6 protein-coding genes and 1 riboswitch are annotated in these 12,720 nt (G+C 70.2%); of the genes, 2 read left to right on the top strand and 4 right to left on the bottom strand.

What is annotated here, in order from left to right; translation table 11 throughout:
• Window positions 1-567, bottom strand: coding sequence for a FadR/GntR family transcriptional regulator (locus ACTXG6_RS41170; RefSeq protein WP_445184715.1), 567 nt, complete (start codon window positions 565-567; stop codon window positions 1-3).
• Between the two features lie 108 nt (window positions 568-675).
• Window positions 676-1,668 (bottom strand): polysaccharide lyase family 7 protein, encoded by a 993-nt coding sequence (locus tag ACTXG6_RS41165; RefSeq protein ID WP_445184714.1) that lies wholly within the window; start codon window positions 1,666-1,668, stop codon window positions 676-678.
• A 243-nt stretch (window positions 1,669-1,911) separates the two neighbouring features.
• A riboswitch (cobalamin riboswitch) is annotated at window positions 1,912-2,140 on the top strand.
• Between the two features lie 144 nt (window positions 2,141-2,284).
• On the opposite strand from ACTXG6_RS41165, the gene ACTXG6_RS41160 reads away from it, so the two are divergent.
• Complete coding sequence (locus ACTXG6_RS41160; protein ID WP_445184713.1) at window positions 2,285-5,269, top strand: ribonucleoside-diphosphate reductase subunit alpha; 2,985 nt, start codon at window positions 2,285-2,287, stop codon at window positions 5,267-5,269.
• Window positions 5,266-6,369, top strand: a complete 1,104-nt coding sequence (locus ACTXG6_RS41155; protein ID WP_445184712.1) for a ribonucleotide-diphosphate reductase subunit beta — start codon at window positions 5,266-5,268, stop codon at window positions 6,367-6,369. Before ACTXG6_RS41160 ends, ACTXG6_RS41155 begins: the two co-directional genes overlap by 4 nt.
• Window positions 6,370-6,417: 48 nt before the next feature.
• Here the strand turns inward: ACTXG6_RS41155 and ACTXG6_RS41150 are convergent, their stop codons facing one another.
• Window positions 6,418-7,869 carry a glutamate synthase subunit beta gene (locus ACTXG6_RS41150; protein ID WP_445184711.1) on the bottom strand — a complete coding sequence of 484 codons (1,452 nt, stop codon included), beginning with the start codon at window positions 7,867-7,869 and terminating at the stop codon, window positions 6,418-6,420.
• Window positions 7,862-12,448 (bottom strand): glutamate synthase large subunit, encoded by a 4,587-nt coding sequence (gltB, locus tag ACTXG6_RS41145; protein WP_445184710.1) that lies wholly within the window; start codon window positions 12,446-12,448, stop codon window positions 7,862-7,864. Before gltB ends, ACTXG6_RS41150 begins: the two co-directional genes overlap by 8 nt.
• Window positions 12,449-12,720 lie beyond the last annotated feature (272 nt).

Here is a 12,720-nt window from a genome sequence, read left to right as displayed (position 1 = left end):
TCAGGGTGCGGCGCAGTTCGCCACGCTGGCGTTCTCCAGGTATCTGCGCAGTACGGCGTAGAGCTCGACGAGTACGACGTTGCCGGTGGCCTCGGCGGTGACCTGGTGGAACCGTGAGTCGGCCGCGACGAACGCGGCGACATCGCCGGCGGCGGCGTACTCCCGGCACTGCCGCAACGCGTCGCGGAGTTGCTCGACGTGGGTGTCGCTGCGCCGCTCGGGCGCGATCTGCGCGATCAGCACCTCGAGCGCGCGCCGCACCTCGAAGACCTCGGCGACGTGTGCCTTGGTCAGGCGCTCCTCGAGGCTCTCCTTCGGCGGCGCCGAGCCGACGAACGTGCCGCTGCCCTGCCTGGTCTCCAGCCGGCCCTCGTGGGAGAGCACCCGGATGGCCTCGCGCAGGGTGGACCGGCCGACACCCAGCTGGGGCGCCAGCCGCGACTCACTGGGCAGCCGGTCGCCGGGGTGCAGATCCTCGTGCTCAATGAGCTCGCAGAGGCTGGCGATGACCTGTTCGACGAGCGGGCGCCGCACGGGCATCGTCGCCGGCCGCCAGTACTCGAGCATGGGGTCAGGCTACGGGAGAGATCAGGCGGCACGGTCCTGGACGCGGGCGGAGCGCAGCTGCGGCAACGTGCCGGGCGGACCAGCATCGTGGTGACCGAGTCCTGAGGCTCAGGGTGCGGACGATCCCGCGCCGGCTCCCTCGTCGAGGGTGAAGAAGGTCAGCCGGGCGCCGTCGGCGGCGCTGCCGTTGCCGCCCTCGCCCTGCTGGTAGGCGCCGGCCTGGAAGCGGACGGTGGCGCCCTTGAACGGTGCCGGGATCGCGGCGCTGGCCTGGCGGCTGTTGGAGCCGTAGGTCGCGGTGAAGATGAGCTTGCCGTTGCCGGGGTCGCTGATCGTGTAGTCGAACCGGGCGCCGAGCGGCACGCCGGTGATCAGCGGGTACTTGTCGGAGGTGGATCCGCTCTGGGCCTGTTTCATGACGACTTTGATCGTGCCGGCGTCGTAGTGCAGCATCACGAACGGCACCGAGCTGATGTCGTCGGCGCCGTGGATCTGGCCGATGATGATGTCCTGGTTGCCGCTCGGTGCCTGCGCCACCGAGACCGACGCGCGCAGCGTGTGCTGGCCGGTGCCGGCCTTGAAGTTGTTCAGGCTGACCAGCTCGGTGCGCGGGTGCTGGGAGTTCGGGGTGGTCGCGCCGTTGACCGGTGCCCAGAACTTGAGGCAGCCGTTGCCATCGCGGGTCAGGTACGGCGGGGCGCTGTCGGCCGGGTTGATGCTGGCCGCGGTGCCCTTCTCCGACGCCTTCGGCAGGGTCAGCTTCCAGCCGGAGAGGTTCACCGCGCTGGCCACTCCGTTGACGCCGTTCTCGACACCGCTCGTCACGCCGCCGACCGCCTGACCGAGATCCGGCAGCGGGGAGCCGGCGATGGGTGGGGAGGGGGTGGTCGACGGGGAGAACCAGGGTGACGAGGCCTGAGGTGACGCGGCCTGCGGGTACGCGGCCTGAGGTGACGCGACCTGTGGCGACGAGGGCTGAGGTGACGAGGACTGCGGGGACGAGGTATGCGGGCTGGGCGGCTGCTGGCCGTCACCCCCGCCGGGCTGCCCCGGCAGCACGATGACGATCACGGCGAGCGCGCCAGCGACTATCCCCGACACGAGTCACCTCCGATTCGCCAGCGATTACCCCTAGTGGGGCGATGGATCTACACATGGTGAGCTACCGACCTCTCAAACGGGGCTGAATGACCAAATCGGGGGAGGCTGACTCATTCGTGTGTGTGGCCCCACTTGCCAACTGTCGATTGTGTTGATCACAGATACCGGACGGTGCGCGGCCATGGTCACGGACCGCGACACGCCCTCATGTAGTGGTCCGAAGGTGGAACAGGCCCAACATGTAGGGTCTGTGTCGTCGGTGGTTCGTGGTCCGCGCACCTGGGTGGGCCACGTGGCAACAGGGAACCCGGTGCAAGTCCGGGACTGCCCCGCAGCGGTGAACGGGAACGACAGTCGTCATGGAGCACTGGGTGCGCGCGCACCTGGGAAGCGACGGCCGGTAGGTGGCGTGTGCGCACTGAGGCACGCCGAGCCCGTGAGTCCGAAGACCTGCCCTCGATGGGTGCGCCGCCGGCGCGCTCGGGTCCGTGGCTTCGTGGGAGGGCCGCAGTGCACGGGGGGCGACCGGTCGATCGGTCGTGCGTCCCCGGGCTGCCACGTCGCAAGAGTCGCTGACCGCCATCAGGCCGCGAACTCGCGAGGAGTAGCGCTGAACATGACCGTCACCGAAGAGCAGGCGCCCCCACGTCCGCCCACACCACTCACGACCGAAGTTCCGGTGGTCCGCCGCAACGGAGAGACCACCCCGTTCGACTCGCACAAGATCTCCTCGGCGCTGACCAGGGCATTCCTCGACGTGGAAGGCACCGACGCCGGCGCCTCCAGCCGGGTGCGGGCCGTGGTTGCTGGGCTGACCGAGGCCGTCGAGCTCGCCCTGCTGCGCCATGCCCGGCCGGACCGGGCGCTGCACATCGAGCAGATCCAGGACCAGGTGGAGCTGGCGCTGATGCGCGGCGGGCACCACCAGGTGGCCCGTTCCTACGTGCTGTACCGGGAGGAGCACGCCCGGGCCAGGGCGGCGGACCCGGAGACCCCGGACCCGGCGCAGCCCCGGGTGCGCCTCGCCGACGGCAGCACCGCGCCGATCGACCTCGCCCGGCTGGAGCGGATCATCGCCGAGGCGTGTGCCGGGCTGCCCGGTGCGGACGCCGACCGGGTGCTCAGCGAGACCCGGAAGCTGCTCTACGACGGCATCGGCGTCGAGGAGCTGGACCAGGCCCCGGTGCTGGCCGCCCGCGCCCTGGTCGAGACCGACCCGGATCACTCCTTCGTGAGCTCCCGGCTGCTCCTGGACCTGCTCCGCCGGGAGGCGTTCAGCGCGCTCGGGCTGACCCCGCCGGCCGACCAGGCCGAGACCGCGCGCCGCTACCCCGAGTACCTGGCCGCGTACCTGCGCCGCGGCATCGAACTGGGTCAGCTCGACCCGGCGCTCGGCGAGTTCGACCTGGGCCGCCTCACCGCGGCGGTGGCGCCGGAACGGGACCTGGACTTCGGGTTCCTCGGCCTGCAGACGCTCTACGACCGCTACCTGCTGCACTCCGGCGGCAAGCACTACGAGCTGCCGCAGGCGTTCTTCCTGCGGGTGGCGATGGGTCTGTCGATCCGGGAGATCGACCGGGAGGCCCGGGTCGAGGAGTTCTACTCGCTGCTGTCGGTGTTCGACGTGATGTGCTCGACGCCGACCCTGTTCAACGCCGGCACCACCCGCGCGCAGCTGTCCTCCTGCTTCCTCACCTCCATCCCGGACGACCTGCCCGGCATCTTCGGCGCGATCAGCGACAACGCGCTGCTGAGCAAGTACGCGGGCGGGCTGGGCAACGACTGGACGCCGGTGCGCGGCATCGGCGCGCACATCCGGGGCACCAACGGCGTGTCCCAGGGCGTCGTGCCGTTCATGAAGATCGCCAACGACACGGCGGTCGCGGTCAACCAGGGCGGCAAGCGCAAGGGCGCCGTCTGCGCCTACCTCGAGACCTGGCACATCGACGTCGAGGAGTTCCTGGACCTGCGCAAGAACACCGGCGACGACCGGCGGCGCACCCACGACATGAACACCGCGAACTGGGTGCCCGACGAGTTCCTGCGCCGGGTGCGGGCCGACGCCGACTGGACCCTGTTCTCCCCGGACGAGGCCTCCGACCTGCACGACCTGTACGGCGACGAGTTCGCGGCGGCGTACCAGGCGCACGAGGAGGCGGCCGCCCGGGGCGAGCGCAAGGTCTTCCGCACGGTCCGCGCGGTGGAGCTGTGGCGGCGGATGCTGACCATGCTGTTCGAGACCGGGCACCCGTGGATCACGTTCAAGGACCCGTGCAACGTGCGCTCGCCGCAGCGGCACGCCGGCGTGGTGCACTCGTCGAACCTGTGCACCGAGATCACCCTGAACACCCACGGCGGCGGCGGCGGGCTCAACAGCGCCGACGAGGTGGCGGTGTGCAACCTGGCCTCGGTGAACCTGGCCCGCCACGTCGGCCCGCGCCCGGACGGCACCGTCGGGATCGACACCGAGCGGCTGGCCCGCACGGTGCGCACCGCCGTCCGGATGTTGGACAACGTGATCGACATCAACTTCTACACGATCCCGGCGGCGCGGCGGTCCAACCTGCGGCACCGCCCGGTCGGCCTCGGCCTGATGGGGCACCAGGACGCGCTGTTCACCCTGCGCATCCCGCTGGCCTCGGACGCGGCCGTGGAGTTCGCCGACGAGTCGATGGAGCAGATCAGCTACCACGCGATCGCGGCGTCCTCCGACCTGGCCGCCGAGCGGGGCCGGTACGCCTCCTTCGAGGGCTCGCTGTGGAGCCAGGGCGTGCTGCCGATCGACTCGGTGGAGCTGCTCGCGGCGACCCGGGGCGACGGCGAGCTCGAGCTGGACCGGACGAAGCGGCTGGACTGGGACGCGCTGCGGGCCCGCGTGGTCGCCCAGGGCATGCGCAACTCCAACGTGATGGCCATCGCGCCGACCGCCACGATCGCCAACATCACCGGCGTCAACCAGTCGATCGAGCCGCTCTACCGCAACCTCTACGTCAAGGCCAACATGTCCGGCGACTTCACGGTCGTCAACGAGCACCTGGTGCGAGACCTGGCCGAGCGCGGGCTGTGGGACCCGGTGATGGTCGGCGACCTGAAGTACTTCGACGGCGCGCTGGGTGAGATCGAGCGGGTGCCGGCGGAGCTCAAGGAGCTCTACGCCACCGCGTTCGAGATCGACAGCCGCTGGCTGATCGAGGCGGCGTCGCGGCGGCAGAAGTGGCTGGACCAGGCACAGTCGCTGAACCTGTACCTGGCCAAGCCCAGCGGCCGCGAGCTGGACGAGCTCTACCAGCTGGCCTGGGTGCGCGGCCTGAAGACCACGTACTACCTGCGTTCGCAGGCGGCCACCAGGGTGGAGAAGTCCACCCTGACCGGCACCGACGGCCGCCTCAACGCGGTAGCCCCCACCGCCGGCACAAACGGGGTGCCTGTTGTTACCGAACTCCACACGGGGCAGCTTTCGGGCCCCGAAAACCTGCCTGGTGTGCAGCTCGGTAACGGGGGGCCGCCCGCTCCCGAGCCTGCCGCGGCTTCCGCCGCCCCCGAGCTGGTGGCTGGTGCGGCCTGTTCGATCGACGACCCGGACTGCGAGGCCTGCCAGTGAGCCTGAACTTCGACACCCCGACCGACACCCCGACCGCGACGACCACCGCCGACCCGACCGGGCTCGGCACCATCGAGCGCGGCGCCTCCCGGGTCGACGTCTCGGACAAGCGAATGATCAACGCGCGGGCGGACGTCAACCAGCTGTTACCGCTGAAGTACCGGTGGGCGTGGGAGAAGTACCTGTCCGGCTGCGCGAACCACTGGATGCCCTCCGAGGTGTCCATGCAGGCGGACATCGCGCTGTGGCGCTCGCCCGACGGCCTGACCGCCGACGAGCGGCACATGGTGAAGCGCAACCTGGGCTTCTTCGCCACGTCCGAGTCGCTGGTGGCCAACAACATCGTGCTCGCCGTCTACCGGCACCTCACCAACCCGGAGTGCCGCCAGTACCTGCTGCGCCAGGCGTTCGAGGAGGCGGTGCACACGCACACCTTCCAGTACATCTGCGAGAGCCTCGGGCTGGACGAGGGTGAGCTGTTCAACGCCTACCGCGAGGTGCCCTCGATCACCGACAAGGCGGCGTGGGCCCTGCAGCACACCAGGAGCCTGGAGGACCCCGACTTCGCCACCGGTACCCCGGGCGCCGACCAGGCCTTCCTGCGCGATCTGGTGGCGTTCTACGTGGTGTTCGAGGGCATGTGGTTCTACACCGGGTTCGCCCAGATCCTGGCGCTCGGCCGGCGGGGCAAGATGGTCGGGATCGCCGAGCAGTACCAGTACATCCTGCGCGACGAGTCGATCCACCTGAACTTCGGCGTCGACGTGATCAACCAGATCGCGGCCGAGAACCCGGGGCTGTGGACCGACAGCTTCGCCGGCCAGGTGCGGGCGATGCTCGCCGAGGGCTGTGAGCTGGAGATCGCCTACGGCCGGGACACGCTGCCCAGGGGCATGCTCGGGCTGTCCGCCGACTCCTGCCAGCAGTACATGCGGTTCATCGCCGACCGGCGGTGCGCCCAGCTCGGGCTCGCGCCGCTGTTCGGGGCCAGCGAAAACCCGTTCGGCTGGATGTCCGAGACGATGGACCTGAGCAAGGAGAAGAACTTCTTCGAGACCCGGGTCACCGAGTACCAGACCGGCGGCACGCTCGTCTGGTGAGACCACCGCATGGGGCCCGGCTCACCGCCGGGCCCCATGCGGTGACCGCTACGTCAGCGGCCGGTCCTTGGGGCCGATGGGGGAGGGCAGCACCTCGCGGCCGGTCAGGTAGCGGTCGACCTCGGCGGCCGCGGAGCGGCCCTCGGCGATCGCCCACACGATCAGTGACTGGCCCCGCCCCATGTCCCCGGCGACGTAGATGCCCGGCACGCTGGTTTTGAAGGTGGCGTCCCTGGCCACGTTGCCGCGCTCGTCGTACTCGACGCCGAGGCCGTCGAGCAGCTTGCCCTTCTCCGGCCCCACGAAGCCCATTGCCAACAGCACCAGCTCGCAGGGCAGGTCCAGCTCGCTGTCCGGCACCGGGACGAACTTGCCCTTCTCGAAGACGACCTCGGACAGCCGCAGGGCGCGGACCTGGCCGTCGTCGTCGCCGAGGAACTCCTGGGTGTTGACCGCGAACATCCGGTCGCCACCCTCCTCGTGCGCCGAGGTCACCCGGTAGATCGTCGGGTAGGTCGGCCACGGCTGGGCGTCGGCGCGGCGGTCCGGCGGCGTCGGCATGATCTCCAGCTGGGTCACCGAGGCGGCGCCCTGGCGGTGCGCGGTGCCCAGGCAGTCGGCGCCGGTGTCACCGCCGCCGATGATCACCACGTTCTTGCCCTCGGCGTGGATGGGCGAGCGGTCCAGGTCGCCCTCCTGCACCCGGTTCGACGGCGGCAGGTACTCCATCGCCTGGTAGATGCCGGCCAGCTCACGGCCGGGTACCGGCAGGTCCCGCCAGGCGGTGGCGCCGCCGGCCAGGATGACCGCGTCGAACTCCGCGCGCAGGTCCTCGACCGGGATGTCGACGCCGACCTCGACGCCGGCCTGGAACTCGGTGCCCTCGGCACGCATCTGCTCCAGCCGCCGGTCGAGCCGGTGCTTGGCCATCTTGAACTCGGGGATGCCGTAGCGCAGCAGTCCGCCGATCCGGTCCGCGCGCTCGTAGACCACCACGTCGTGCCCGACCCGGGTGAGCTGCTGGGCGGCGGCCAGCCCGGCCGGGCCGGAGCCGATCACGGCGATCCGCTTGCCGGTGTGCATGGTCGGCGGCTTCGGGGTGACCCAGCCCTCGTCCCAGGCCCGGTCGATGATCTCGATCTCGACCTGCTTGATGGTCACCGCGTCGTCGTTGATGGCCAGCACGCAGGCCGCCTCGCACGGTGCCGGGCACAGCGTCCCGGTGAACTCCGGGAAGTTGTTCGTGGCGTGCAGGCGCTCGGCGGCGTCGGCCCAGTCGTTGCGCCAGACCAGGTTGTTCCACTCCGGGATGAGGTTGCCCAGCGGGCAGCCCTGGTGGCAGAACGGGATCCCGCAGTTCATACATCGGCCGGCCTGGGTCTTCAGCGTGTCGCGGCTGAAGTCCTCGTAGACCTCATTCCAGTCCCGCAGCCGCAGGTCGACCGGCCGGCGCACCGGGGTTTCCCGCCCGTTCTTGAGAAAACCCCTGGGGTCAGCCATGTGCGGCCTCCATGATCGCCTCGTTGACATCCCGGCCGTCGCGCTCCGCCTCGGCCTGGGCGGCCAGCACCCGCTTGAAGTCCTTGGGCATGACCTTGCCGAACCGGTCCAGTGCCTTGTCCCAGTCGGCCAGCAGCGCGTGCGCCACCGCGGACCCGGTCTCGGCGTAGTGTCGAGCCACCGCGTCCGCCAGGAAAGCACGGTCCTCGGCGTCCAGCGGATCCAGGTCGACCATCTCCTGGTTGACCCGCCCGATCGACAGGTCGAGCAGGTAGGCGATACCGCCGGACATGCCGGCCGCGAAGTTGCGCCCGGTCGGCCCGAGCACCACCACCCGGCCACCGGTCATGTACTCGCAGCCGTGGTCGCCGATGCCCTCCACGACGGCCAGCGCCCCGGAGTTGCGTACGCAGAACCGCTCGCCGACCACGCCGCGCAGGAACACCTCGCCGGAGGTCGCGCCGTAGAGGATCACGTTGCCGGCGATGATGTTGTGCTCCGCGGTGAACTGCGCCCTCGGGTCCGGACGGACCGTGATGCGCCCGCCGGACAGACCCTTGCCGACGTAGTCGTTCGCGTCGCCGACCAGCCGCAGGGTGATCCCGCGCGGCACGAACGCGCCGAAGGACTGCCCGGCCGTCCCGGTCAGGGTGATGTCGATCGTGTCGTCCGGCAGGGCCTCGGCACCCCAGCGGCGGGTCAGCTCGTACCCCAGCATGGTGCCGACCGTGCGGTTCACGTTGCGCACCGGCAGCTCCAGCCGCACCGGCTCACCGCCGTCCAGTGCACCCTCGGCCAGCTGGATCAGGGTGTTGTCCAGCGCCTTGTCCAGCCCGTGGTCCTGCTCCCTGGTCTGGTGCCGGGGCGCGTCGGGATCCATGTCCTCAGGCAGGTGCAGGATCGGCGACAGGTCCATCCCGGAGGCCTTCCAGTGCTGCACCGCGTGCTGGGTGTCCAGCATCTCGGTGCGCCCGATCGCCTCTTCGAGGGTCCGGAAGCCCAGCGCCGCCAGGTGCTCGCGGACCTCCTCCGCGACGAACTCCATGAAGTTGACCACGTAGTCGGCCTTGCCGCTGAACTTCGCGCGCAGCACCGGGTTCTGGGTGGCGACACCCACCGGGCAGGTGTCCAGGTGACAGACCCGCATCATGATGCAGCCGGAGACGACCAGCGGCGCGGTGGCGAAGCCGAACTCCTCCGCGCCCAGCAGCGCGGCGATGACGACGTCACGGCCGGTCTTGAGCTGGCCGTCGGCCTGCACGACGATCCGGTCCCGCAGCTTGTTGGCGATCAGCGTCTGCTGCGTCTCGGCCAGGCCAAGCTCCCACGGCGTGCCGGCGTGCTTGATCGAGGACAGCGGCGAGGCGCCGGTGCCGCCGTCGTAGCCGGAGATGAGCACCACGTCGGAGTAGGCCTTGGCCACCCCCGCCGCGACGGTGCCGACGCCGACCTCGGACACCAGCTTGACGTGGATCCGGGCCCTCGGGTTGGCGTTCTTGAGGTCGTGGATCAGCTGCTTGATGTCCTCGATGGAGTAGATGTCGTGGTGCGGCGGAGGCGAGATGAGGCCCACCCCGGGCGTGGAGTACCGGGTCTTGGCGATCCACGGGTACACCTTCGTGCCGGGCAGCTGGCCACCCTCGCCGGGCTTGGCACCCTGCGAGATCTTGATCTGGATGTCGTCGGAGTTGACCAGGTACTCGCTGGTCACCCCGAACCGGCCGGAGGCCACCTGCTTGACCGCCGAGCGGCGCAGGTCGCCGTTCTCGTCGGGGGTGTAGCGGTCCGCGTCCTCGCCGCCCTCGCCGGTGTTCGACCTGCCGCCGAGGCGGTTCATCGCGATCGCCAGCGTCTCGTGCATCTCCTTGGAGATGGAGCCGTAGGAGATGGCGCCGGTGGCGAACCGCTTGACGATGGAGCTGACCGGCTCGACCTCCTCGATCGGCACCGGCTCGCGGACACCCGCGCGGAAGGCGAACAGCCCGCGCAGCGTCATCAGCCGCTCCGACTGGTCGTCGATCAGCCGGGTGTACTCCTTGAAGATGTCGTAGCGGCCGGCCCGGGTGGAGTGCTGCAGCTTGAACACCGTGGCGGGGGAGAACACGTGGGCCTCGCCCTCGCGGCGCCACTGGTAGTCGCCGCCGGTCGGCAGGTCCCGGTGGGCCGGGTGGACCCCGTCGGCCGGGAACGCGTTGCGGTGCCACTTGGCGACCTCGTCGGCGAGGGTGTCGAAGCCGACCCCGCCGAGCCGGGAGGTGGTGCCGGTGAAGCAGGAGTCGATGACCTCGGCGCCGAGGCCGATCGCCTCGAAGATCTGCGCGCCGGTGTAGGACGCCACCGTGGACACGCCCATCTTGGACATCGTCTTGCGGACGCCCTTGCCCAGCGCCTTGATCAGGTTGCGGGTCGCGGTCTTCGCGTCGACCCCGTTGAGCAGGCCGCGCTCGGCCATGTCCTCGACGGTGGCCATCGCCAGGTACGGGTTCACCGCCGCGGCGCCGTAGCCGATCAGCAGCGCGATGTGGTGTACCTCGCGCGCGTCGGCGGCCTCGACGATCATGCCGACCTGGGTGCGGGTCTTCTCCCGGACCAGCCGGTGGTGGACCGCGCCGGTGAGCAGCAGCGACGGGATGGCCGCGTGCTCGGAGTCCACACCGCGGTTGGACAGCACGATCAGCCGGGCGCCGTCCTCGACGGCCTCGGCCACCTCGACGCAGATCTCGTCCAGGCGGTGCCGCAGCGCCTCGCCGCCGCCGTGCACCTTGTAGACGCCGCGCACCGTGACGGACTGGTAGTTCGGCTGGGAGCCGTCGTCGTCGATGTGCACGATCTTGGCGAGCTCGTCGTTGTCCAGCACCGGGAACGGCAGCACGATCCGGTGGCAGGAGTCGGCCGCACCGAGCAGCAGGTTGGGCTCGGCGCCGATCTGGGCCTGCAGTGAGGTGACCAGCTCCTCGCGGATCGCGTCCAGCGGGGGGTTGGTGACCTGGGCGAACAGCTGGGTGAAGTAGTCGAACAGCGGCCGGGAGTGCTGCGAGAACGGCGCCAGCGGGGCATCGTTGCCCATCGATCCGATCGGCTCCGCGCCGCTCATCGCCATCGGCGCCAGCAGCACCTCGAGCTCTTCCTGGGTGTAGCCGTTCGCCTGCTGGCGGCGCACCAGCGTGGAGTGGGTGAACGCCTCCCGCTCGCGCTCGGGCAGGTCGCCCAGCTGGGTCAGCCCCTCCCGGACCCAGTCCGCGTACGGGTACTCGGCCGCGAGCTGGCTCTTGATCTCGTCGTCGCTCACGATCCGGCCGGCCTCGAGGTCGGCGAGGAACATCCGACCGGGCTCGAGGCGGCCCTTGCGGATCACCGTGGCGGGGTCGATGTCCAGCACCCCGACCTCGCTGGCCAGCACCACCAGGCCGTCCTCGGTGACCCAGTAGCGGGCCGGGCGCAGGCCGTTGCGGTCCAGCACGGCGCCGATCAGCTTGCCGTCGGTGAAGGCCACCAGCGCGGGGCCGTCCCACGGCTCCATCAGCGTGGAGTGGAACTCGTAGAAGGCCCGGCGGGCCGGGTCCATCTCGGCGTGGTTCTCCCACGCCTCCGGAATCATCATGAGCACCGCGTGCGGCATCGAGCGCCCGCCCAGGTGCAGCAGCTCGAGGACCTCGTCGAAGGAGGCCGAGTCGCTGGCGTCCTCGGTGATGATCGGGTAGAGCCGGTCGAGGTCGCCGGGGATGAGGTCGGTGGCGAGCTGGCTCTCCCGCGCGCGCATCCAGTTGCGGTTGCCGCGCACGGTGTTGATCTCACCGTTGTGTGCGACCAGCCGGTACGGGTGGGCCAGCGGCCAGGACGGGAAGGTGTTGGTGGAGAACCGGGAGTGGACCAGGCCCAGGGAGCTGGTGACCCGCTCGTCGGACAGCTCCGGGTAGAAGCTGACCAGCTGCTCCTCGGTCAACATCCCCTTGTAGACGATGGTCCGCCCGGACAGGCTCGGGAAGTAGACCTCGTGGTCGCGCTCGGCGCGCCGGCGCAGGCAGTAGACCAACCGCTCCAGGTCCAGGCCGGACTCGTTGCCGCTGCCGGCCAGGAACAGCTGCCGGAAGCTGGGCATCACCGCGCGGGCACTCTTGCCGACCCCGTCGGGGTTGACCGGCAGCTCACGCCAGCCCAGCACGCGCAGGTTCTCCTGTGCCGCGATCTCCTCGATGGCCGCCATCACAGCGGCCTCGGCCTCGTGCTCGGCCGGCAGGAACGCGGTGCCGACGGCGTAGTGCCCGGGCTCCGGCAGCGCGAAGTCGACGACCGCGCGAAAGAAGCCGTCGGGTACCTGGATGAGGATCCCGGCGCCGTCGCCGGCGTCCGGCTCCGCACCCCGGGCGCCGCGGTGCTCCAGGTTGAGCAGCGCGGTGAGTGCCTTCCGCACGATGCTGTGGTCACGCCGCCCGGCGAGGTCGGCGACGAAGGCCACACCGCAGGCGTCGTGCTCGAAGGCGGGGTCGTAGAGACCTTCCGCCGGGCGTCCGCCGCGGCGAGGGGTCGGCCCTGAGGGCAGGGCAATACCCGCGGGCAGGCGATTAGCAGTCACGAGCACCTCTCGTCGTCTCCGATCCATTCCGGGGCGCTGTTCGTTCCCGAGGCGGCCAGGTCAGCCGCCATGGCGTCGTAAGTCGGCGGTGGTACGCATCGGCCTTGTGGGCGAGCGGTTGGCCGGCGCTCCCAGACCATGCAGCGCTGAACAGATTAACTGCTGTTGTCTCAGTTTGCGGGGTCTCGCGACGAGAGCAAGGTCTCGCCAGTGCGGCATGAGGATGACCGCGATACGCCGTTCGAGCAACTTGGAGCGTATCCCGGCACTACTGAGAA

It is taken from the genome of Pseudonocardia sp. Cha107L01 (assembly GCF_052566575.1).
This window is presented reverse-complemented; position numbering and strand designations above follow the sequence as displayed.